General features: G+C 61.8%; 18 protein-coding genes and 1 tRNA gene. 8 read left to right on the top strand and 11 right to left on the bottom strand.

Translation table 11 applies throughout. From position 1 onward, the window contains the following. Nucleotides 1-101: 101 nt before the first annotated feature. Nucleotides 102-1,265, bottom strand: a complete 1,164-nt coding sequence (gene yqhD, locus CUC44_RS11020) for an alcohol dehydrogenase (RefSeq protein WP_167388874.1) — start codon at nt 1,263-1,265, stop codon at nt 102-104. Nucleotides 1,266-1,407: 142 nt separating this feature from the next. On the opposite strand from yqhD, the gene CUC44_RS11015 reads away from it, so the two are divergent. Together CUC44_RS11015 and CUC44_RS11010 are read left to right on the top strand one after the other, a co-directional pair. Continuing rightward, entirely contained in the window at nt 1,408-2,310 is a 903-nt protein-coding gene (locus CUC44_RS11015; RefSeq protein ID WP_050719314.1) for an AraC family transcriptional regulator, read from the top strand. Between the two features lie 197 nt (nt 2,311-2,507). Then, nucleotides 2,508-2,951: a GNAT family N-acetyltransferase gene (locus CUC44_RS11010; RefSeq protein WP_100860002.1), complete on the top strand. Its 444-nt coding sequence runs from the start codon at nt 2,508-2,510 to the stop codon at nt 2,949-2,951. Nucleotides 2,952-3,079: 128 nt separating this feature from the next. On the opposite strand, the gene CUC44_RS11005 is transcribed toward CUC44_RS11010, so the two are convergent. Next, on the bottom strand, nt 3,080-4,969 hold the full coding sequence (locus CUC44_RS11005) for a methyl-accepting chemotaxis protein (protein WP_100860001.1): 1,890 nt from the start codon (nt 4,967-4,969) through the stop codon (nt 3,080-3,082). Nucleotides 4,970-5,178: 209 nt separating this feature from the next. Next, nucleotides 5,179-6,078, bottom strand: coding sequence for a LysR substrate-binding domain-containing protein (locus tag CUC44_RS11000; protein WP_100860000.1), 900 nt, complete (start codon nt 6,076-6,078; stop codon nt 5,179-5,181). Between the two features lie 104 nt (nt 6,079-6,182). On the opposite strand from CUC44_RS11000, the gene CUC44_RS10995 reads away from it, so the two are divergent. Continuing rightward, a complete protein-coding gene (locus CUC44_RS10995) occupies nt 6,183-6,779 on the top strand; it encodes a LysE family translocator (protein WP_100859999.1) in 597 nt (198 codons plus the stop codon). 196 nt (nt 6,780-6,975) lie between these two features. Here CUC44_RS10995 and CUC44_RS10990 read toward each other — a convergent pair whose 3' ends face one another. From CUC44_RS10990 to CUC44_RS10980, 3 genes are all read right to left on the bottom strand, one after another. Then, the gene (locus CUC44_RS10990; RefSeq protein WP_100859998.1) at nt 6,976-7,797 is read right to left on the bottom strand and encodes an alpha/beta fold hydrolase; all 822 of its coding nucleotides are present in this window, start codon (nt 7,795-7,797) and stop codon (nt 6,976-6,978) included. A gap of 228 nt (nt 7,798-8,025) precedes the next feature. After that, complete coding sequence (locus tag CUC44_RS10985) at nt 8,026-9,396, bottom strand: phosphatidylserine decarboxylase family protein (protein WP_100859997.1); 1,371 nt, start codon at nt 9,394-9,396, stop codon at nt 8,026-8,028. A gap of 316 nt (nt 9,397-9,712) precedes the next feature. After that, nucleotides 9,713-9,789, bottom strand: a tRNA-Trp gene (locus tag CUC44_RS10980). Nucleotides 9,790-10,001: 212 nt separating this feature from the next. Between CUC44_RS10980 and CUC44_RS10975 the strand changes: the two genes are divergently transcribed. From CUC44_RS10975 to CUC44_RS10960, 4 genes are all read left to right on the top strand, one after another. Then, a complete protein-coding gene (locus CUC44_RS10975) occupies nt 10,002-10,544 on the top strand; it encodes a hypothetical protein (RefSeq protein WP_100859996.1) in 543 nt (180 codons plus the stop codon). A 274-nt stretch (nt 10,545-10,818) separates the two neighbouring features. Continuing rightward, a complete protein-coding gene (gene pyrB / locus CUC44_RS10970) occupies nt 10,819-11,739 on the top strand; it encodes an aspartate carbamoyltransferase (protein ID WP_167388873.1) in 921 nt (306 codons plus the stop codon). Nucleotides 11,740-11,756: 17 nt separating this feature from the next. After that, the gene (gene pyrI / locus CUC44_RS10965; RefSeq protein ID WP_100859994.1) at nt 11,757-12,221 is read left to right on the top strand and encodes an aspartate carbamoyltransferase regulatory subunit; all 465 of its coding nucleotides are present in this window, start codon (nt 11,757-11,759) and stop codon (nt 12,219-12,221) included. A gap of 199 nt (nt 12,222-12,420) precedes the next feature. Then, complete coding sequence (locus tag CUC44_RS10960) at nt 12,421-12,912, top strand: arginine repressor (RefSeq protein WP_167388872.1); 492 nt, start codon at nt 12,421-12,423, stop codon at nt 12,910-12,912. A 227-nt stretch (nt 12,913-13,139) separates the two neighbouring features. Here the strand turns inward: CUC44_RS10960 and CUC44_RS10955 are convergent, their stop codons facing one another. From CUC44_RS10955 to arcA, 4 genes are all read right to left on the bottom strand, one after another. After that, nucleotides 13,140-14,546, bottom strand: coding sequence for a YfcC family protein (locus CUC44_RS10955; RefSeq protein ID WP_100859992.1), 1,407 nt, complete (start codon nt 14,544-14,546; stop codon nt 13,140-13,142). Nucleotides 14,547-14,667: 121 nt separating this feature from the next. Then, entirely contained in the window at nt 14,668-15,672 is a 1,005-nt protein-coding gene (gene argF / locus CUC44_RS10950) for an ornithine carbamoyltransferase (protein WP_100859991.1), read from the bottom strand. Between the two features lie 91 nt (nt 15,673-15,763). Next, nucleotides 15,764-16,690, bottom strand: a complete 927-nt coding sequence (locus CUC44_RS10945; RefSeq protein WP_100859990.1) for a carbamate kinase — start codon at nt 16,688-16,690, stop codon at nt 15,764-15,766. 61 nt (nt 16,691-16,751) lie between these two features. Then, nucleotides 16,752-17,972 carry an arginine deiminase gene (arcA, locus tag CUC44_RS10940; RefSeq protein WP_100859989.1) on the bottom strand — a complete coding sequence of 407 codons (1,221 nt, stop codon included), beginning with the start codon at nt 17,970-17,972 and terminating at the stop codon, nt 16,752-16,754. A gap of 747 nt (nt 17,973-18,719) precedes the next feature. On the opposite strand from arcA, the gene CUC44_RS21100 reads away from it, so the two are divergent. After that, a complete protein-coding gene (locus CUC44_RS21100) occupies nt 18,720-18,896 on the top strand; it encodes a hypothetical protein (protein WP_167388871.1) in 177 nt (58 codons plus the stop codon). A gap of 908 nt (nt 18,897-19,804) precedes the next feature. On the opposite strand, the gene CUC44_RS10930 is transcribed toward CUC44_RS21100, so the two are convergent. Next, nucleotides 19,805-21,538 (bottom strand): methyl-accepting chemotaxis protein, encoded by a 1,734-nt coding sequence (locus CUC44_RS10930; protein WP_100859987.1) that lies wholly within the window; start codon nt 21,536-21,538, stop codon nt 19,805-19,807. Nucleotides 21,539-21,562: the final 24 nt, after the last annotated feature.

Genomic DNA, 21,562 nt, shown 5'->3' with positions numbered 1-21,562 from the left:
GTAACCGTTTTGTAACGAGAAGGGGGGCTTGCACCCGCCCTTTGGCGGACGCAAGCCCCCTCGTTCACCGCCTTCCAGGCGTGGTGCCCGGTGGCAGCGCCTTACCAGGCCGCTTCATAAATATGCCGGCTCTGGGCCAGGTCGATGTCGCCGTGCTCGCCCAGGCTGGTCATGCCGTGCTCCGCCAGCTTGGCCACCAGGGTATCTATGTTGGCATCGGCCAGGCCGTAGTCCCGCAGCCGGGTCTTGATCCCCATCCGCTCGAAGAAGTCGCGGGTGGCGGCGATGGCGCCGTCGATGCGCTCTTCCTCGCTGCCGCTGCGCAGGTCCCACACCCGCTCCGCGTATTGCAGCAGCTTGGCGTGTTTCTGGGCGCGCTTGGCCTGCAGCAGGGCCGGCAGCACCACCGCCAGGGTCTGGGCATGGTCAAGGCCGTGCAGGGCGGTGATCTCGTGGCCCAGCATGTGGGTCGCCCAGTCTTGGGGCACGCCGGCACCGATCAGGCCGTTCAGGGCCATGGTGGCGCTCCACATGATGTTGGCGCGCACGTCGTAGTTTTCCGGCTCCACCAGCGCCTTGGGACCTTCCTCGGCCAGGGTCTGCAGCAGGCCTTCGGCGAAGCGATCCTGCACCTTGGCGTTGACCGGGTAGGTGAGGTACTGCTCCAGGGTGTGGATGAAGGCATCCACCACCCCGTTGGCGACCTGACGGGCCGGCAGGGTGTAGGTGAGCACGGGATCCAGCACGGCGAAGCGCGGCATCACGAAGGGGGAGAAGAAGTGCTGCTTGTCACCGCTGCTCTTGCGGGTGATGACGGCGCCCATGTTCATCTCGGAGCCGGTGGCCGGCAGGGTCAGCACGGCGCCGAGGGGAATGGCGGAGGCCACGTCACCGCCGACGGTCTCGAGGATGTGCCAGGGATCCTTGGCCAGATCGTAGTGGGCGGCGGCGGCGATGAATTTGGTGCCATCCAGCACGGAACCGCCACCGACCGCCAGCAGGAAGTCTATCTTCTCGGCGCGGGCCAGCTCGACGGCGCCCATCAGGGTCTCGTAGGTGGGGTTCGGCTCTATGCCGCCGAATTCGAACAGGCTCATGCCTGCCAGATCCTGTTTGATCTGGGCCAGCAGGCCGCTGCGCACCACGCTGCCGCCACCATAGGTGATCAGGATGCGGGCGTCGCTGGGAAGCTGTTCACGCAACTGGGCAACCTGGCCCTTGCCGAACAGCACCTTGGTCGGGGTGTGCAGAGTGAAATTGTGCATCGCTATTACCTTCATGATGACGGGGCGGCCTGGCCGCAAAATGTTGGTTGCATTTTTCTACAGACAACCTCTACCATCAAGGCAACATTCTGCACATTGCTTGCCTATTTCTACAAATTATTGAATTTCACCCGGAGTACCTATGTCCAACCGCTACACCGAACTCGCCGCCAAGCTGACCCGCCACGTGCGCGAGCCCGGCATCACAGCCTCCCCGGTGGAGCAAGTCAGCCTCATCTACACCACCGAGTACCACGGCCGCACCCCTGTGCTCTATCAGCCGCGGATGATAGTGATACTGCAGGGGCACAAGGTGGGCTATCTGGCGGATCAGGTGTTTCGCTACGATCCCAACCACTACCTGCTGATGACGCTGCCGCTGCCGTGCGAGTGCGAGTGCTTCGCCTCCCCCGAGCAGCCGCTCATCGGCTTCACCCTGGAGATCAACGTCGCCACCCTGCAGGAGCTGCTGCTGGAGCTGGGGGACAGCCTGCCCGCGCCACCGCCCCAGAAGAGTGGCGTACATTCGGTGCCCCTCTCGGAGGAGATGTTCTGCGCCGCCGAGCGGCTCATCGATCTGATGGACAAGCCCCAGCACGCCCGGGTGCTGGGGCCGCAGACGGTGCGGGAGATGCTGTTCTACGCCCTGCACGAGGGGGGCGGCCCGGCGCTGCAGGCGCTCGCCAACCGCCACAACCACATGGGGCAGATTGCCCGGGTGCTGCGCCTCATCGAGCAGCGCTACGCCGATACCCTGACCATGGAGGAGCTGGCGCGGGAGGTGAACATGAGCGTGTCGGCCTTCCATCACCACTTCAAGGCGGTCACCGCCACCTCGCCGCTGCAGTACATCAAGTCGTTCCGGCTGCACAAGGCGCGGATGATGATGCTGCACGACGGCATCAAGGCCGGCACGGCGGCGGCACGGGTCGGCTACGAGAGCGGCTCCCAGTTCAGCCGGGAGTACAAGCGCTTCTTCGGCAGCACCCCCACGGATCAGGCCTCCCGCTTCCGGGACGGTCAACTCAGCATCATGCATGGGTGAGCAGGCGGCGGGCGCCCTGCGTCAGTTTCTGGACCCCGGGCGCCGATGAATTGATGTGTCGCAAACAAGGGGGAGAAAGGGCCATTGCCGCCTCGCTTGGGTGCCCCCCGGCCGCTACCCTGCCCAAGGTGCGACCCGATCCCCTGCGGTGACGGGTCTTTTTCATTTCCCCTGCACCGCCCCATGAGGAGAAACCCGTGAAGATTTTCCAAGCCAAGGTCGACGACATTCCCCGCGCCGCCCCCCTGTTCGTGCAATACCGCGAGTTCTACCAGGTGCCTGCCGAGCCCGTGGCGGCCGAGGCCTTCCTGCGAGAGCGCTGCGCCCGCCAGGAGTCCGTGCTGTTCCTGGCCGAGAACGAGGCCGGCGAGCTGCTGGGCTTCGCCCATCTCTACCCCCTGTTCTGCTCCCTCGAACTCAAGCCCATCTGGCTGCTGTATGACCTGTTCGTGGCGCCAAGCGCCCGCAAGCAGGGGGTCGCCCAGGCCCTGCTGGCCCGGGCCGACGACCACGGCCGCGCCACCGGCGCCGCCTTCCTGATGCTGAGCACGGCCACCGACAACCTGGGCGCCCAGGCGCTCTACGAGCAGCACGGCTACCGCCGAGATCTCGACTTCTACAGCTACAACAAGCTGCTCTGACGGCGCCCGCAGGACTGATCGGCCCCATTACGCACACTTCATTCATCTGGTGCATGGGCTGAGCACATCCATTCGTGGAATGAATAAAGGCGGCCCGAGCCGCCTTTTTTATCTCTGTTACGCCGTCATCAGAGCCTGAAGCGGCCTATCTCCTGCTCCAGTCGCTCGGTCAGGGCCTTGAGGGATGCCGCCTGATGGGCCTCCTCCCGCGCCTGCTCCGCCAGCTCCTGGGAGACGTGGCGTATGTTCTCGGTGTTACGGCTGATCTCGCCGGTGACCGAGGTCTGCTCCTCCGCCGCCGCCGCTATCTGGGTCGCCATGTCGCTGATGGCACCGATGGCCTCGTTGATCTGGCCTAGGCTCAGGTTCGCGGCTTCGGCATCCTCCACGCTGGTGCTCGCCAGTTGACGGCTGGTCTCCATGCCGTTGACGGCGCGTCTGGTGGTCTGCTGCAGTGTCTCGATCATCTGCTGGATCTCGGCAGTGGAGTCGTGGGTGCGGCGCGACAGCACCCGCACCTCGTCCGCCACCACAGCAAAGCCGCGCCCCTGCTCCCCGGCCCGGGCCGCCTCGATGGCGGCGTTCAGGGCCAGCAGATTGGTCTGCTCGGCGATGCCGCTGATGGTGGCCAAAATGCCGCTGATCTTCTGGGCATGGGTGTCGAGCTCATGGATGGTCTGGCTGGCATCGGCGACTTCATCGGCGAGGCCCGTGATGCTGCGCTGGCTCTGGCTGACCTGAGTTTGACCCGCCACCGCGAGTTGTACCGCCTCCCCCGAGGTGGTGGCGGCGAACTCGGCGTTGCCGGCGATCTCCTGGGTGGCGGAGGCCATCTCGGTCACGGCCGTCGCCACCATGACGATCTCGTCCTGCTGCTGGCGCACCCGCTGACTGCGCGCCTCGGCGCCACTGGCCTGGGCACGGGACTGGGCCGCCAGCTCGGCCGTCGCATCCCGCAGCCGGCTGACGATGCCGTGCAGCCTGGCCACGAACTGGTTGAAGCTTCGGGCCAGCTGACCCACCTCATCCTGGCTGCGGGTATCTATCTGCACCGTCAGATCCCCCTCACCGTGGGCGATATTGGCCAGCGCCTTCGACACCCGGCCGAGATCGGCGAACAGGTAGTTGAACATGGCGATGAGCAGGGCGCCGAACACCAGCAAGAGCACCAGGGTCAGCCCCACCAGCTGCCACAACAGGGTGGCGAGCGGCGCCTCCAGCACGTCCTTGTACATCACCATGGCCAACAGCCAGTCGGTGCCGGGCACCCCCTGCACCGACAGCAGCACGTCGCGCCCGTCTATGGTGGCGCCATGCAGCTCACCATCCCGGCTCCAGCCGTCCAGACTCGTTCCCGACAGGCCGGGATCCAGCTCGGCCACCTGCTTGAGGGCCAGCTCCTTCTGGGGGTGCCCGACGATGAGACCGGAGCGGTCCAGCAGCATGGCGTAGCCCTCCCCCTGCACCTTCATGGCCAGCACCTCGTCGATGAGGGCATCCAGGGAGAGATCCGCCCCGGCGGTGCCGATCACCTGGCCCTGATGGGACACAGGCTCCGCCAGGGTCACCACCAGCTGTTGCATGGTCACGCTGACATAGGGGGCGGTGACGATCAGCTTGCCCGCCTTGATGGCGTTCTGGTACCAGGGGCGCTGGCGGGGATCGTAGTTGGCGGTGTTGAGGGAGGGATCGTGGCGGGTCATCACACCCTCGGTCGAACCGAAGTAGGTGAGCCCGAAGCCGCCCGAGGTGCGGGTCTGCAGCAGATGGGGCACCAGGGCCGTCGCCGGATCCTCCGCGATCACGGCAGCCAGGGCGTCCACCGCGTGGCGCCTGTCCTCCATCCAGTTGCCGATGGCCACCGAGTAGGCGTGGCCGTAGTTGAGGGCCTCGCTCTGGATGGCCTCCTGGGTGCGGGACTTGAGGGTATGGAAGGCGACCACGCCGAGCAGGGCCGCCATCAGCAGCACTACCCCCAGGCTGGTCGCCAGCAGCTTGCCGCGCAACGAGAGTGTCATGACTACAGATCCTTGTGGTGACTGGAGGCCAAGAGAGTCCCCATACTGCCCAAGGCTATCGGCGCTCCGGCGCCGGGACTTTAGTTGCTCCGCTCAGTTTGTGCCTTTAAAGCCGCAGGACGTGCTGCCGATCACGAAAATGACGAGATCCCTGTCTGCCAGCCCCACCTCGGTTAGCAGGATGTCAGCCGGCGATACGGCGCAGGGCATCAGAGCCGGGTCTCGCCTCCCAGCTCCGCCAGCAGCAGATCCAGCAGCGCGGGCGGGCGCTCCCCGTGCCAGGCCAGCGCCGTGGTCACCACCTGCACCTCTCCCGCCAGCGGGCGGATCACCACGTTGGCGGGGGCACTCTTGTGCAGGGTCTCGGGCACCAGGGCCACCCCTTGGCCACAGCCGACGAAGGCCACCTGGGACGCCACTGTGCGCGCCTCGTGCAGCACCCGGGGGGCGAAGCCCGCCTCGTGGCAGCAGGCCATCAGGGTATCGAAATAGGTCGGGTTGAGGGCACGGGGGAACAAGACGAAGGGATCCTCCGCCAGGGCCGCCAGGGGCACGGACGCCTCCCCCGCCAGCGAATGAGCCAGGGGCAGGGCCACCGCCAGCCTGTCCTGCTTCAAGGGTCGCACTCGTATGCTGCCCTCATCCCGCCCGGCCAGCCGCACCAGGGCCAGATCCAGCTCGCCGCTCTCCAGCGCCGGGATGGCGTCTGCGCTGTCTATCTCCCGCACCGAGACGGTGACGCCGGGGTGGCTCAGCTTGAGCCGCTCGATCACCGCCGGCAGCTCGTCCAGCATGGCCGAGGTGATGGCCCCTATGGTCAGCAGCCCCACCTGACCCGATGCCGCCTCCCGCACCGCCAGCTCCAGGTGTTCTAGCTGATCCGCCAGCCGCCGCACCGCGGGCAGGATCGCCTGCCCCGCCGGGGTGAGCTGCACTCCCTTGGGAGTGCGATCGAACAGCTTCACCCGCAGGGCGTGCTCCAGCACCTTGATCTGCTCGGTCAGGGGCGGCTGGGTCATGCCGAGGCGGCGGGCGGCGCGGCCGAAATGGCGCTCCTCGGCCACCGCCAGAAACAGCCAGAGATGGCGGACGAGTCGGAAATTGATCATGGTTGATAGCCTGTTCGAATCGGGTCGTTACTTTCTTCGGATTTTACGTATAAGCGGCGAGTCACAACAATGCTCGTCATCCCCTCTCAGGTTTCGGATCCCACGTGCACCTCTATCTCATGTTCCTCGCCATGGCCGCCCTGACCATTCTCAGTCCGGGCCCCAGCGTATTGAAATCCCTCACCAATGCCCTCAATCACGGGCTGGGACCGGCCCTCATCGGCATGGCCGGCCTCACCTGCGGGGTACTCGGGGTCGCCACTCTCTCCGCCACCAGCCTAGGGGTGCTCATCGCCGCCTCCCCCACCGCCTTCGACTGGGTGCGCTATGGCGGCGTGATCTACCTGGCCTGGCTCGGCGTGAAGCTGTGGCGTACCGTGCCCAATCTGGCGGGCGAGGTGGCGCCGACCCCACGCCGACACCTCTTTTTGGAGGGGATCATGCTGCAATTTGCGAATCCCAATGCCCTGATCTTCTTCCTGTCGGTGCTGCCCCAGTTTATCGACCGTGAGAGCAGCTATCTGCCGCAGTTTCTGCTACTGGTCACCAGCTTCTGCCTGCTGATGATCCTGGTGCACGGCGGCTACATCCTCTCGGCCCGCAAGGCCCGTCGCTGGCTGCAAGGACGGGGCGGCCACTGGATCAACCGCATCAGCGCCCTCAGCTTCGGGCTGCTCGCCCTGATCCTGCTGCGCGGCTAGCCACCTCAGCCAATAAGGCCAATGCCGTAGCCCCCATTGGCTTGCGGCAGACCCGTATTGACTCGCCGGGACGGCTTAACATCACTCCCCTCTGCGACATCCCACCAGGGCCAATCCCCAAGAGGCTGATATATCAGGGAAATGACCTAGGCGTGAAAAGGCTGACCGCCTCTCTCAACCCAGGTCATTCCGTCGTTCAGATACCGGCGAAGCGTTCGCTCTCCCCGAAGAACTCGGCGAGGGCCCACCACATCAGCACAGGATTGGAGTACATGGGGAAGTGACCGCAGTGGGGGATCTCGGTCAGCCTGACCCCGGCCTGCGCCAGCTGCCCCAGATAGGAGAGATGACGGTTCTGCTCGCCGTACATGAAGTGCTGCGGGCAAGGCAGGGCGAGAAACTTGCCGAGCAGATCCCCCTCGTCCGAGTGGGTGACCATGGAGCGGAAGATGGGCCGCACCGCCTCGGTGCGCACCCTGTGGCGCAGGGTCGCGGCATAGAAGGTGCTCGAGACGTCGCGGCCGTGGCGGGTGCGCTCGATAAAGGCGGCAAAGAAGGCCTCGTCACTCTGCGCCGGATGGGCATATACCTGACGGCTTAGGAAGCAATCCTCCGGCGCCAGGTTGCCCTCTATGCTGGTGAAGCTGAGCACGCGCTCCGGATAGAGGTGTGCCAGCAGCAGGGCGGTCAGCCCGCCCATGGAGTGGCCCACCAGGTGGAAGCGCTCGAACCCCTGATGATCGATCAGCTGCCGCGCCGTCATCACCAGCAGCGGCAGATCGATGCGCTCTGGGCGATCCAGGGTGGAGGCGCCACAGCCGGGGGCATCCCAGGCCAGGAAGGGGCGACCGTCAAACTCGGGATGCTGGACCAGATCGGCGTAATCCTCCTTGCTGGAGCCGAACCCGTGCAGGAAGACGACGGGGGCACGGTGGCCGGTGCGGCCGATGGCGGCGATGTCGAGCCGCACCTCGCCCAGTTGCAGGGGCTGGCGCCACTCGGTAAAGCGGGGGGACATGAGATCTCCTTGGCGTTGGCTGGCCGGGATGGCCGGCCCCCGATTATGGCGAGGGCCGCAGGGGACGTGAATTATGTTCAAGGTATCGACACCATTCGCTCAGACTATGGCATGGCACCTTGTGATTCGATTCACCCCAAGAGATCAAGGCCTCGCCAGGGACGCGCTTGCCAGCGTCGCGCCAATAAAAAGGCCGCCCGCAGGCGGCCTCGTCGAACCGGATAGGCCTTACTTCACCCGCGCCAGAGCCGTGTTGACCCGCAGGTTGGTGGCATCCAGCCCTGGGTTCTGACCGTGGAAGTCGAACGCCAGGTCCACCCCCTTGCGGAACAACAGGCAGTGGGTGGAGCCGCCGAAGTGGAACATGCCGAGCTGATCCCCCTTCTTCACCCTGTCCCCCGCCTTCACCGTGATGTCGCAGCTCGACACCTCCGCCATGCCCACGGGCACCACGCACATCAGGCCTATCTTGGGGTTGTCCGCCTCGATGAAGATCAGCGCCCGGGTCGCCACCGAGGTGAGGAAGGGCTGGGAGTTGTTGGGTGCGCTGGGGTCGGCGCCGTCGGCATCGAGGAAGCCCTCGTACTGGTTTTCCAGATAGTAGGTGCCGTTGACCACCTTCACCTTGCGGATGGTGCCGCTCACCGGGCTGTGCCAGCGGTGGTAGCTCAGGGCGCTGAGGAAGGCCTGATAGACGGTGCCCCCCTCGAACTGGGCGCTGGTCTCGTCAAAATCGAGCATGTTGTCCAATGAATAGGGCTGGCCCTTGAGCCAGAAGCGATCGCTGCGGCTCACCCCCGTCTTGACCTGCAAGGGTGCCGACTCACAGGCGCTGACGATGACGCCGTCATCCCCCTGCGCCGAGACGGGCCGCACGCCGGGGCGGAAGGTGCGGGTGAAGAAGTCATCCCAGCAGCCAAAGCCATAGTGGGCGTCCGCCGGATCGCACTGGAAGATTTGCGCGAAGCTGGCCGGCGTCGGGTTGCTGCCCTCCCCCAGGGCGCCGCGGGCTACCTGCACCATCTCGGCCTGGGCGACGTCGCCGAGCCAGGGCACGATCAGGGTCTCCCGATCCAGCCGGCTGACCGGCTCGGTCAGCACGTAACGCGACGCCTGGCTTTGCAGGAACAGCGCCCAGTAGCCGAGGATCTTCTTGAACTGCTGGTTGATCAGGGCGTTGGCGAAGAACAGGTAACCGGAGCGGGTCGCCATGGGCCAGTCCAGCAGGGCGTTGATGGGAAAGCCGATGAGGCCGGAGGGAGAGTGGCTCTGCACGTCCTGATAGGCCTCGGGGGCCGTGGTCATGATGCCGTTGAGCAGGACCAGAAACTCGTCGAAGCTCTTCACCTCGACCTGGCCGAGGGGGGTCAGGTGCTCGTGGCGCCAGGCCTCCTTGAACATGGCATCGGCCTGGGCGTGCAACAGGGGATCCGATCTCACCAGATCCTGCAACTGGGCGATGGGCGGCACCAGGGGGCGTGGCTGCTGGGCCACGTATTTGTGCAACCGCACGACCCAGCGCTCGATGTGGGCCTGATCCTGCGGCACCCAGCCACCGGGGCGGGACTTGTTCAATCGGGTTTCAACGGCCTTGTTCATCACTCATCTCCTCGCTCTCGCTTCGCGCTCCCCGTTGCCGGTCGGAACGCCCGGTTGCTTGTGCGCCCACGTGAGGCGCAGCTCATGTGGTGTAGCACAGGGCGCCGGGCAGCACGATTGCCAGAAACGACAGGGCAGAAAGCGGCAAGAGCGGCTAGCGAAGCGCAACCGGGCCAAGCCGTTGAGGCTCAAGGGATAAGACGGGAATACAGATCCAAAGGGACACTCGGCGGCAACGGCCGGGCCGAGGAAGGCAGAAAAACGCGGATGACAGAAATGCGAAAGGCCAGCTCAATGAGCTGGCCTTTCTGAAAAATGGCAGGGGCGGCAGGACTCGAACCCGCAACCATCGGTTTTGGAGACCGCTGTTCTACCAATTGGAACTACGCCCCTGCAACAAACGAGGCGAATTATACAAAGCCGGGATCAAAGGTAAAGGCTTTTTTCGCACTTTCGATGCGATTGCACAAATGACGAGCAAATCCGTTCAATTCTGGCAACCGCAGGGGGTAACCTGCTGTATTTTCAGCCTTGTTTGGGTAGGAAACGGCCCGGAATGGGGGTAGGGTGGTAACAGGCCAGCGTGACGCAAGAGGAGGCTGCTCATGCTCAATTACCGGTTGCTTCAACAACTTGCACCGCTCAACTTCAGGGATGAGAGCAAAACCGAGTCCCTGCCAGACTACCTCGATCGGGTCGCCCCCCTGGTGCCCTTCATCCCCCAGAACGTGCTGAGTCAGTGGATTTATCGCCATTGGCGCGGTTTTGAGTCCAACTGGAGCTTTATCGATCTCGCCAGTCATCAGTTCGAGCGCGAGGAGTGGCCCACGACGCGGGTCCTGACCGAGATAGACTCCCGCCATATGGAGGTGATCGAGCGCTGGGGCGAGATGCTGCGCCACAATCGCTACGTGCGCCGCTCCTGGCTCGGGGAGAAGATGCTGACCCTGGGCACCTGGTCCGAGCCCATCATAGTGCTGGCCCCAGGCCCAGGTGACTGCTACCCGGACGGCCAACCCCTGCCCCGCCCCTATTGTCTGCTGGAGGGACACCACAGGCTCGGTTATCTGCGCAGCATGGCCGAAGATGGGCTGGCGCTGCAGGAAAGGCACCAGCTGTGGGTTTGCCGTCCCGTTCGCGACAGTTAAACGTTTTTCCTGTCAAAAAGTGTCTGAAAAATAAATTTTTGACAATTCAAAAAGCGACTCTATAATCGTTGCGGTTTTGAAAAAGGTCAGGACAGGACGATGCAGTTTTTGATGAAAAAAACAGCCTTGCAGACGGGTGGAACGCACCAGAGCGGCCCCGTTGTTTCCGGTTCCCGACCCACAGATCCCCAATTGTTTTTAAAAAGAGCCCCTGTTTCAGGGGCTTTTTTTTGTGCCCGAAAAACCTTCATTGATGCCAAAGGGAATGCAGACGATGACCAATCCACTCTATAAAAAACACGTCATCTCCATCTCGGATCTGACCCGGTCCGACATGGAACTGGTGGTCGCCACCGCACAGCGGTTGAAGGCCGAACCCGATACTCACCTGCTGAAGGACAAGCTGGTCGCCAGCTGCTTCTTCGAGGCCTCTACCCGCACCCGCCTCTCGTTCGAGACCGCGGTACAGCGCCTTGGCGGCAACATCATCGGCTTCGCCGACGGCGGCAACACCAGCGCCAAGAAGGGGGAGACCCTGGCGGACTCCATCAAGATCATCGGCTCCTACAGCGATGCGGTGGTGATGCGCCACCCGAAGGAAGGGGCTGCCCGCCTCGCCTCCGAGTTCTCCCGGGTACCTGTCATCAACGGCGGTGACGGCTCCAACCAGCATCCTACCCAGACCCTGCTGGACCTCTTCTCCATCCACGAGACCCAGGGCAAGCTGGACGGCCTCAACGTCGCCTTCGTCGGCGACCTGAAATACGGCCGCACAGTGCACTCCCTGGCCCAGGCCCTGAGCCTGTTCAACTGCCGCTTCTTCTTCATCTCCCCCGAGGCGCTGGCGATGCCGGACTACCTGTGCGAGGAGCTGGAAGAGAAGGGCATCCGCTTCAGCGTGCACGAGACCATGGAAGAGGTGATGCCGGAACTCGACGTGCTCTACATGACCCGGGTGCAGAAAGAGCGCTTCGACGAGACCGAATACAAGCACATGGCCGCCAAATTCGTGCTGGAGGTCGCCACTCTGGCCGGCGCCAAGCCGACCATGAAGATCCTGCACCCCCTGCCCCGGGTCGACGAGATCGAGGTAGCGGTCGACAAGACCCCCCACGCCTACTACTTCCAGCAGGCGGAAAACGGGGTCTATGCACGCCAGGCACTGCTGGCACTGGTACTGAACGAAACTGTCTGAGCCGAGGGGAACACATCATGTCCGAGAAGAATCAACTGCAAGTCGAAGCCATCCGTCACGGCTCCGTCATCGACCACGTCCCCGCCGGCCAGGGCATCAAGATCCTCAAGCTGTTCCAGCTGATCGAGACCCAGGAGCGGATCACAGTCGGTTTCAACCTCAAATCCGGCGCGCTCGGCAAGAAGGATCTCATCAAGATCGAGAACACCCAGCTGACCGAGCAGCAGGCGAACCAGCTGGCGCTGTTCGCCCCCAAGGCGACCGTCAACATCATCGAAGACTTCACCGTGGTGAAGAAGCACCAGCTGGAGCTGCCGGAGTTCATCGCCGGGGTGTTCCACTGCCCCAACTCCAACTGCATCTCCCACAACGAGCCGGTGGACAGCTACTTCCGGGTGCGCGAGGTGAAGGGTGTGGTGCGCATGAAGTGCAAATACTGCGAGAAGTCCTTCACCCAGGACATCGTCAGCGAACGTTACTAATAGCCAAGCGGGCCCCGAGGGGCCCATTTTTGACCCCTGTCACATCACTAATTCCCCCTTTGGTTATAATTTGCCATCCCATAACGGCTAGACATCGCTCATTCGCTGCCAATTTCATATCCATCAGTATTTTTTGCTATAAACGGCATGGATGGCAGAGATGGCGTCGCAGCCCCTGGCATCATCAAAGGACACTCCCGTGGTCAAGACCCTCCATCGTCACGCTGAACAAGAGTCCGACCTGGCCCAGCTGGATGCCTGCCGCCAGATCATCGGCCAGCACTGTTACAGCACCCAGGAAGAGATCCGTCGCGAGCTGGCGGAGCGGGGGTTTGCCGACATCAGCCAGTCCACCATCTCCCGCCTGCTGCGCCGCCTCGGCGTGGCCAAGGCCCAGAATGCCAACGGCAAGAAGGTCTACACGCTGGTAGACGATCAGCTGGAACCCGCCGGCAGCACCCGCTCGGTGCACGACATGGTGCGCGCCGTGGTGCACAACCAGCAGATGGTGCTGGTGCACACCACACCGGGCGCCGCTACCGTGGTGGCCCGCCTGCTGGATCGCAACGCCGATCCCGAGATCCTGGGCGCCGTGGCCGGCAACGATGTGGTGCTGGTTGCCCCCCGCCACATCAGCCGCACCCGCCTGGCCCACGCCGCCGTGGTGCGCACCCTGGCCCAGGCGCGTTAAGTCTTTCCCCCCGAATGCGAATACAAGAGGCGACCCCGGGGTCGCCTTTTTTATATCCGCTGTATTCACGTCTTTCTCTTGCCGTCTTTCTCTTGCCGTCTTTCTACCGCTGTAGCGGGCCCCGTGGCACGAGTGCCCGTCCCCTGGCTGGGCATGACCTTCGCCCCCAAGTGCAATAAAAAACGGGAGCCAGCGGCTCCCGTTTGGTGTCGATATGGGGTGCTTGCTTAGGAGAGCAGAGCCCCCAGGCTCAGGCAGACCACGATCAGCACGGTCAGGATACCGAGCAGCGGGGCTACCCACTTCAGCCAGCGCACATAAGGCACCTTGGCAATGGCCAGGCCACCCATGACCACGGCGGAGGTCGGGGTCACCAGGTTCACCAGGCCGGAGGCGGACTGGTAAGCGGTGACTACCAGCTCGCGACCCACGTTGGCGAAGTCGGCCAGCGGCGCCATGATCGGCATGGTCAGCACCGCCAGACCGGAGGAGGACGGCACCAGGAAGGAGAGCACCACTTCCAGCACGAACATCACGTTGATGAACACCACTGTGGAGAGGCCGGTGACGATCCCTTCCGCACTGTGCAAGATGGTGTGGGTGATCATGCCGTTGTCCATCACCACCACGATACCGCGGGCGATACCTATGATGAGGGCCACGCCGAGCAGGTCACGGGCACCGTCGATGAAGTTGGAGGTCAGCTCCTCCTCGCTCATGCGGGAGATGAGGCCCACTATGATGGCGGCGGCCAGGAAGACACCGGAGATCTGTGCCATCCACCAGCCGAGCACGGCCACACCGTAGATCATCACGGCGAAGGCGGCGACGAAGATACCCAGCACGATTTTACGGGTCAGGGTGAACTCCAGCATCTCGTCACTCTTGTTGCCGAGGAAGTGGGCACGGTTCTCATCCCACTTGTCGGCCACCAGGGACTTGCTTGGATCGTTGCGCACCATCTTGGCGTAACGCATCACGTAGGCCACACACAGCAACCAGCCGGCCACCAGCATGGCGACACGCAGCCAGATACCGTCGGTGAAGGAGATGCCGGCGGCGTTGGCGGCAATCACGGTCGCAAACGGGTTGATGGTGGAGCCCAGGGTACCGATACCGGCGCCGAGCAAGACGGTTGCGGCAGCCACGACAGGGTCGAAGCGGGCGGCCATCATCACGGGTACCAGCAGGGTGTAGAACGGCAGGGACTCTTCCGCCATGCCGTAGATGGTGCCGCCCGCGGCGAACAGCGCCATCAGGATCGGGATCATCCACTCCTCGCGGCCACGCAGACGATCGGTGACGCGCTCGATACCGGCATCGATGGCGCCTGTCTTGGTCACTATGCCAAGGAAGCCGCCGATGATCAGGATGAAGAGGGAGACGTCGATGGCGCCAGCCTCATAGGTGTCGTGGTTGTAGAGGCCATCGATGGGTGCCAGCAGCACGTCGACTATCCCCTGGGGATTGCCATCCACCAGCTTGTAAGTACCAGCCACCGGCACTTCTTTGCCGAGGGCCTCGTTCATTACCATGTCGTATTTGCCGGCCGGCACTATCCAGCTCAGGGCGGCCACCAGGGCGATCAGCACAAACAAAATCGTGTAGGCTGACGGGAACTTGAATTTGGTCATGGTCCAGCTTCCTTCTGTGGTGCGGTATCCATGTATCTGCGGGTTGTAGGGTTAGAGGTATTATGCCGCTGTCACATGGTCGAAAAGCCGGGGGTCACCCCCCGGCACCACTACTGCGACCTTAGTCGCCCAGCGTAGCAACCATCACTGCCTTGATGGTGTGCATCCGGTTCTCGGCCTCGTCGAATACTATGCTGTGCTCGGATTCGAACACGTCCTCGGTCACTTCCAGACCCTTCATGCCGTACTTGTCAGCCACTTCCTTGCCCATGGTGGTCTCATCGTTGTGGAACGCCGGCAGGCAGTGCATGAATTTCACATCCGGGTTCTTGGTGGCGTTGATGACGTCCATGTTGACCTGATAGGGGGTCATCAGTTTGACGCGCTGATCCCAGGCTTCTTTCGCTTCCCCCATGGAGACCCAGACGTCGGTGTAGAGGAAGTCGGCACCCAGCACGCCTTCTTTCACGTCTTCGGTCAGGTGGATGCGAGCGCCGGTCTCTTCGGCGATCTGGCGGCACTGGGCAACCAGCTCTTCTTCCGGCCAGAAGGCCTTGGGTGCAACCAGACGGATGTCCATGCCCATCTTGGCGGCACCGACCATCAGGGAGTTGCCCATGTTGTTGCGAGCATCCCCCAGGTAGGCGAACTTGATCTGATCCAGACGCTTGCCCTTGCCGTGCTCCAGCATGGTCATGAAGTCGGCCAGGATCTGGGTCGGGTGGAATTCGTTGGTCAGGCCGTTCCAGACCGGCACACCGGCGTAGGCACCCAGCTCTTCGACGATCTCCTGGCCGTAGCCACGGTATTCGATACCGTCATACATGCGGCCCAGTACACGGGCGGTGTCCTTCATGGACTCCTTGTGACCAATCTGGGAACCGCTTGGGCCGAGGTAGGAGACCTGGGCGCCCTGGTCGAAGGCCGCGACTTCAAACGCGCAACGGGTGCGGGTGGAGGTCTTCTCGAAGATCAGGGCGATGTTCTTGCCGGTCAGGTGCTTGCGCTCATAGCCACCGTATTTGGCCTTCTTCAGGTCGATGGCCAGATCGATCATGTATTGGATTTCGCGCGGGGTGAAGTCCAGCAGTTTCAGGAAGTTACGGTTACGCAGATTAAAAGCCATGATGAGTTCTCTCTATATTTGTTCAGACCAATTTGGGCAGTGTTATTGACTACGCAGTACACAGTTCAAAGTTGTTCAGACCGCTAGCTAACTAGGCATTCACGGTATTGGTGGCAACGATATTGGTGCCGGCTTCGCCTCTGAGGATGGCCAGACCATCTTCCAGGGAACCGATGCCGACCATGCCGCCGGTCGCCTTGACGAATTCGCAGGACGCTTCGACCTTGGGCCCCATGGAGCCGGCATCGAACTGAACGCCAGCCAGCTCGTCCGGGCTGGTGATGCGCAGAGGACGCTGGGTCGGTTTGCCCCAATCCAGGTAGACGGCATCGGCGTCGGTCAGGATCAGCAGGGCGTCGGCCTTGATCTGCTTGGCCAGGTAGGCGGCAGACATGTCCTTGTCGATGACGGCTTCGATGCCGGTCAGGCACTGGCCATCCCAGGTCACCGGAATGCCACCACCACCGGTACAGATGATGAGGTGACCCTGGGCGATCAGGGTTTCGATGGCGTCGCCTTCGACGATGCGCTGGGGCAGCGGGGACGGCACCACTCGGCGGAAGAACTTGCCGTCAGCCTTGACGCTCCACTGCTTCTCGGCAGCCAGGGCGCGGGCTTCCGCTTCTTCGTAGACGGGACCGATGAACTTGGTCGGATTGGCGAAGGCGGGATCCTTGGGATCGACCTGGACCTGGGTCAGCAACGCGGTGACGTTGCGGCTCGGCATCAGGTTCTTCAGCTCCTGGATCAGCATGTAGCCGATCATGCCCTGGGACTCGGCGCCCAGCACATCCAGGGGATAGGGTGCGACCTTGGTGTAGGCGCTGTTCTGCAGGGCCAGCAGGCCGACTTGCGGGCCGTTGCCGTGCACCAGTACCACGTTGTAATCCTCGGCGATGCGGGCGATGGTCTTGGCGGCGGTGGCGATGTTCTTGCGCTGGATGTCAGCTTCAAGCGGCTCGCCGCGACGGAGCAGGGCATTGCCCCCCAGGGCGACGACGACAGTTGGTTTTTTCATAGCATTGATCTCGAGTGTGAGTCTGTGTGGCGCCAGCCTCCGCCGGCGCCACGCCGTCTTGTTAGATGCCGTCACGTTCCATCGGGCAGCTCATGCAGCGGGCGCCGCCGCGACCACGTCCCAGCTCTTCACCCGGGATGGGCAGCACTGTGATGCCAGCCTTGTCGTATTTCTCGTTGGTGTAGGTGTTGCGCTCGTAGCCCACGACCACCCCTGGACGCACGGTCAGCACGTTGTTGGCGTCGTTCCACTGCTCACGCTCGGCCTCGAAGGTGTCGCCGCCAGTGGTGATGAGTTTCAGCTGATCCACACCCAGCGCCTTCTCGATGGCGGTCACGAAGTAGCCTTCTTCCTTGATGTTCATGCCGGTGGCACCGCCCGGGGTCAGGCTCCAGCAGTTCACATCCTTGCGGATGACTTCCGGATAGACGGAGAAGGTGTCTATGTCCATGTGGGTCATGACGGTATCCAGGTGCATGCAGCTGCGGTGTTTCGGCAGTTGCATGGCGATGACCTGCTTGGCCTGGCCGTGTTTGAACAGACCGCGCGCCAGGTGCTCGACACCTTGTGGCGTGGTGCGCTCGGACATGCCGATGAGCACGGCGCCGCGGCCGATGACCAGGACGTCACCCCCTTCGATGGTGGAGTTGTCGTAGTCACGCTCTTCGTCACCGAAGTACTTGATGAAGTCCTGACCGGCAAACTGCGGGTGCCAGCGGTAGATGGCCTTCACATGGTTGGTTTCACGGCGACGGGCGGCCTTGGCCATGGGGTTGATGGAGACGCCACCATAGACCCAGCAGGAGGTGTCACGGGTAAAGAGGTGGTTGGGCAGCGGCTCGATGATGAAATCGGTCAGTGCATGCATGCCCACTACCATGTTGACGCCGCTGTAGGGCATCTCGGAGTAGGTCAGGCCGCCGGAGAGGATGCGAGCCAGCTCGCGGTGCGGCATGTCAGCCAGGAAGCAGCGCACGTCATTGGCCAGTGCGGTGCCGAGGCGATAATCGGAGACCTGGTTTTGCAGCAGCCAGGCTTTGGCTTCCGGTACGTCCAGGGTTTCGGCCAGCAGATTGGTCAGCAGGAAGACTTCGACATTCTGATCGCGCAGCACTTGAGCGAATTTGTCATGCTCCTGGCCGGCACGTTCAACGGACAGGACGTCATCAAACAGCAGATCCTGACAGTTGGAAGGGGTCAGACGCTTCAGACTGAGGTTGGGGCGGTGCAACATGACACGGCGCAATTGGCCAACTTCAGAACCTACATAAAATTTGCTCATGATTATATTCCGTCTTGCAGTGGTCCCTGCGAGTGATTGAATAGATTCCTTCTATTCATGCTCGTGGCGAAGGCGGGATATTCTTTATGTAGGGTACTCGGCTTGTGTTCTATCCTGCCCTTGCCTTTCGTGACAGAGGTTAGGTCTACCAATCAAAGCAAACTTAGACATTGATCACATTCACTCAGAACTGAATAAATTCAGGAGTTAATTTTTGATGGAGTTTACATAAATGACATTTCGCCATTCATTAGCGCCGCATCAATAATCAAAAAATGGCGAATTTATTTCAATTTGAGAGCGATTTCATTCACGAAAAATATCTACAAAGGGATAATACAAAAACATCATTTTCAATTAAATCATATAGATAAAAACAAATTTCAAATGAATTGAATTTTATATGCAAGGGAGTGAATTTATCTCCGATAGAGTCTTGGTTGATGGCCACATAAATAGTCATAATCGCCGGACTGGCTGAATAATCCATCTTTTGTCCCAGATCATGGCATTGACGCCAACCCGCGTTGGCAGGCCCTTGATTGACGGTACTCGGCGCATCTCATTTATATGGATATGCATTCTGAACGCATCCTGGCAGGGATTTTTTCAAGCGGGCGATCACATCCTCTTTTTAAACTTTTTTCATTAGTTGAATTTATTTCACTTCCTTGCGTAGCCCCATGACTCGGCTTAACTCAAAAAGTGATCAGTATCACACCGAGTCCTGTCACCAAGGAGATACCCATGAAGATCAAATCGCTGTTTCTGCTCATCGCCCTGGTCCTACCCGCCACCCCCACCCTGGTCAGCGCCCAGGGAGCCCCTGCCATGCCTCTGGTGGTGTGTCATGTTGGCCAGGCGCCCCAGATGCTGGTGCCCGAATATGTGTGTCGGTGGCATGGCGGCAGCCAGCACTACTGAAACCAAAGCTCAAGGGGAGGCCGCCTCCTCTTGGCTTATCCTTCCCTCCGCTTGTCACCGTTAGACGACCGCATATCTCCCAACCCGGCCCGCTTCATGCCGCAAAGCGCCAGAATTTATCCATGCCCTCTGCTGATGGCACCGCCTATCGATCTGAGCCTCCCTGTTGGGGGTGGTCTCTATGTCGTTCGTGACACCCTGGCCCAACCCCTGTGGCAACGTCCTGACGGGGGATTCGACCCATTTGTCGATCCCAGGATCCGCGTACGACACCTGCCTTTGTTACATTCCTGAACCCCAGTTAAACGGTGTGTGAGACATTCGCCATAGTCTGCGTAAGCAAAGCGCCTTTAAAGCTCTCGCCATAGTCGGAAGATAGGATCAAAAAAACCGCAGATTAAAAATACAATGCAATGATTTATAACGATAAATACCCATTACCGTTTCCTTGGAAACGAGTTGCGTAAAAACGTTTTTCAAGGTGCCGTTGTCGTCCTGCGCGAAATCCTTATAGTTACTCCTGCACGGACGCAATGAAGTCGGTCAGGAAGACTGGCTGCCAGGGTTGGGCAAATGGACTCACCACAGGATGTGGTAAAGGACACCTCCCAGGACGGAGAAAGTGCGACGGGAATGGATGACTCGTCAGGCCATGATGGCTAAAGGACACCCCAAAGGATTGGGAAGGGGAAACCTAAAGGAAGAGGTATAGTCAGGGATTGCAGGGAGCAACTTCGTTCAAGGACATGAGCGATAAGACTATCGGGGGCGACGCAAGTCGCCCCCATCTTTTTGCCTGCTTTTTGGCTTTTGCATTGGCTTCTCCAGCGTTCTGGCCGGAGTCGCTCCGGCCAGCCGATGTTTCCCTTCACCGATGACGTCTCACTGCAAACGGTCATTGCAGACGCTCATTGCAAACGAAAGTGCCCCACTATCTCCCTCAGCCTGTCATAGGTGTGCTGCATGGAGGTCGAACTCTCCACCGTCCGCTCGCCGTTGCCCTTGAGCTGAGTGATCACCTCGGCAATCGCGCTCATGTTGCGGTTGATCTCCTCGGCCACTGCACTCTGCTCTTCCGCTGCCGTGGCGATGTGGCTGATGAGATCGTTGATCTCCACCACCTCCCCCGCCATCAGATCCAGCGACGCATTCACCTTGTTGGTATTCTGCGCCGCATCCTGGCAACTCTGGCGCGTGTTGCCCATGGCCGCGACCACCGTCTGGGTGCCCCGTTGCAGCCGGGTCAGCATGGTCTGGATCTCGGCCGTGCTCTGCTGGGTACGCCCGGCGAGGGATCGCACCTCGTCGGCCACCACGGCAAAACCACGGCCCTGCTCGCCGGCCCTGGCTGCCTCGATCGCCGCGTTGAGGGCCAGCAGATTGGTCTGCTCGGCGATGCTGCCGATGACCCCGAGGATGGAGCCTATCTGCTGCACATCCTGCTGCATGGCTGCGATGGAGTTGGCTGTAGTTTCCACCTCGGCCACCAGCGCGGTCACGCTGGCCATGGCCTGATCGACCACCTGCCGCGACTGGCTGGCGAGCTGCTGGCTCTGACCGGCCAGCTCGGCCGTGCTGGCCGCGCTCTCCGACACAGAGACGGCGGTGCGGCTCATCTCGTTGATGGCGGTAACCACCTGCTCCGTCTCCCGCACATGCTCGGCCAACAGACCCTGGGCCGAGCCCGTCTGTCTGGCCAGCCCGGTGATGCCCTCGTTGAGCTGGCCGCTGGCCTTGCTCACCTCCCCCATCATCTCCTGTAGCCGCTCGATGAAGCGGTTGATGCCACTCGAGATCTGGCCGAGATCGTCCTTGCTGGTGACGGTCAGGCGGCGGGTCAGATCGCCGCTGCCCTGTGACAGCTCCTGCACCAGATCCCGCAGGGAGAGGATGGGGCGGTAGGCCAGATTGAGGGCCACCATGGAGATCAGCAGCACCAGGGCCGCCACTCCGAGCAGGGCCAGGGTGATCTTGCCGTTGAGTGCCTGGGTCATGGCCCGGATATAGTCGAGATCCACGTAACCGGTCAGGGTCCACTGGCTACCTCGGATATCCAGCTGATTGGGCCTCGCCTCGCTCTCCCCCTGCGGCTTGCTGCTGTAGAGCACCTTGCCCTTGCTGTCGCTCAGGGAGAAGTAGCGCCCCTCTCCGCTCACCCGCTCAAGCAACTGCTTGAATTCGCTCATGTCGAGGTAGTAGAGATAGGCGGAATCGGCACCGCGCGGCACCAGAATGGAGATGACGGGCTTGCCGTCCTGTTGCTCCAGCGAGCCGACGGTGATCTGGTTGTTGGCGGCGGGAATCAGCTTGCGCAGGGCCTCGACCCTGGCGGCATCGTCGATGACCCCGTTCACGTCGAACGCCATGTCGCCGATCACCTTGACGATGTTGTGAAAGCCGGTCTCCTGCAGCGCCTTCTTGACGCTGGTGACCCCCAGGTTGAGGTTGGCGGCCAGCAGCACCTTCTGGTTGATGTCCCCCGCCAGCTTCTCCTTGACCAGGGTGATCTGCTCGTTGATGTTCTGGGTGGCCTGAGTGCGGATGTAGCCGCTGATGAAGTGATTGACGCTGAGCCAGGCGGTGCCGATGGTAACCAGGATGGCGAGCAGCAGGAGGACATTGATCTTGACTTTAAATGGCATGGAATGGGTCCCTCCAAAGAAAGA

It is taken from the genome of Aeromonas lusitana (genome assembly GCF_002812985.1).
GTDB lineage: Bacteria > Pseudomonadota > Gammaproteobacteria > Enterobacterales > Aeromonadaceae > Aeromonas > Aeromonas lusitana.
The sequence above is the reverse complement of the archived record's forward strand: the minus strand, read 5'-3'. Positions and strand labels throughout refer to the sequence as shown.

What these genes read in the sequence shown, in the direction of transcription:
- yqhD (WP_167388874.1), bottom strand. Translation starts at nt 1,265, where the DNA reads ATGCACAATTTCACTCTGCACACCCCGACCAAGGTGCTGTTCGGCAAG.
- CUC44_RS11015 (WP_050719314.1), top strand. Translation starts at nt 1,408, where the DNA reads ATGTCCAACCGCTACACCGAACTCGCCGCCAAGCTGACCCGCCACGTG.
- CUC44_RS11005 (WP_100860001.1), bottom strand. Translation starts at nt 4,969, where the DNA reads ATGACACTCTCGTTGCGCGGCAAGCTGCTGGCGACCAGCCTGGGGGTA.
- CUC44_RS11000 (WP_100860000.1), bottom strand. Translation starts at nt 6,078, where the DNA reads ATGATCAATTTCCGACTCGTCCGCCATCTCTGGCTGTTTCTGGCGGTG.
- CUC44_RS10990 (WP_100859998.1), bottom strand. Translation starts at nt 7,797, where the DNA reads ATGTCCCCCCGCTTTACCGAGTGGCGCCAGCCCCTGCAACTGGGCGAG.
- CUC44_RS10985 (WP_100859997.1), bottom strand. Translation starts at nt 9,396, where the DNA reads ATGAACAAGGCCGTTGAAACCCGATTGAACAAGTCCCGCCCCGGTGGC.
- CUC44_RS10975 (WP_100859996.1), top strand. Translation starts at nt 10,002, where the DNA reads ATGCTCAATTACCGGTTGCTTCAACAACTTGCACCGCTCAACTTCAGG.
- pyrB (WP_167388873.1), top strand. Translation starts at nt 10,819, where the DNA reads ATGACCAATCCACTCTATAAAAAACACGTCATCTCCATCTCGGATCTG.
- pyrI (WP_100859994.1), top strand. Translation starts at nt 11,757, where the DNA reads ATGTCCGAGAAGAATCAACTGCAAGTCGAAGCCATCCGTCACGGCTCC.
- CUC44_RS10955 (WP_100859992.1), bottom strand. Translation starts at nt 14,546, where the DNA reads ATGACCAAATTCAAGTTCCCGTCAGCCTACACGATTTTGTTTGTGCTG.
- argF (WP_100859991.1), bottom strand. Translation starts at nt 15,672, where the DNA reads ATGGCTTTTAATCTGCGTAACCGTAACTTCCTGAAACTGCTGGACTTC.
- CUC44_RS10945 (WP_100859990.1), bottom strand. Translation starts at nt 16,690, where the DNA reads ATGAAAAAACCAACTGTCGTCGTCGCCCTGGGGGGCAATGCCCTGCTC.
- arcA (WP_100859989.1), bottom strand. Translation starts at nt 17,972, where the DNA reads ATGAGCAAATTTTATGTAGGTTCTGAAGTTGGCCAATTGCGCCGTGTC.
- CUC44_RS21100 (WP_167388871.1), top strand. Translation starts at nt 18,720, where the DNA reads ATGAAGATCAAATCGCTGTTTCTGCTCATCGCCCTGGTCCTACCCGCC.
- CUC44_RS10930 (WP_100859987.1), bottom strand. Translation starts at nt 21,538, where the DNA reads ATGCCATTTAAAGTCAAGATCAATGTCCTCCTGCTGCTCGCCATCCTG.